The 270-nt window shown below is 60.4% G+C and carries 1 protein-coding gene; it reads right to left on the reverse strand.

Features of this window, described 5'->3' with window-relative positions; all coding sequences use genetic code 11:
* On the reverse strand, nucleotides 1-270 hold a 270-nt coding region (locus tag SB756_RS30405), incomplete at both ends, for an FAD-dependent oxidoreductase (protein ID WP_410913283.1).

A 270-nucleotide genomic window follows, 5' to 3' on the forward strand; every position in this document is an offset into this window, starting at 1 on the left:
TGGTTGGTTCAACGCAGTGACGTGCAATGCGTTTCAGGATCTGGTTTTCACTAATGCATTCGCGGGCCGATTCCGCATCGGTTACCGCATAGCGCGCACCGCTGTGCAGCAGGCCGTGGTTACGCCCGGTGGCACCGGTTGCGATGTCGTGGCGCTCAACCAAAATCACGCGCAGCCCGCGCAGGGCACAGTCGCGGGCAATCCCGGCTCCCGTTGCGCCGCCGCCAATGATAATCACGTCACTTGATTGCGAGTCGCGAGTTTTCATTG

The organism is Pseudomonas sp. SIMBA_068 (assembly GCF_046534705.1).
Taxonomy (GTDB): domain Bacteria; phylum Pseudomonadota; class Gammaproteobacteria; order Pseudomonadales; family Pseudomonadaceae; genus Aquipseudomonas; species Aquipseudomonas putida.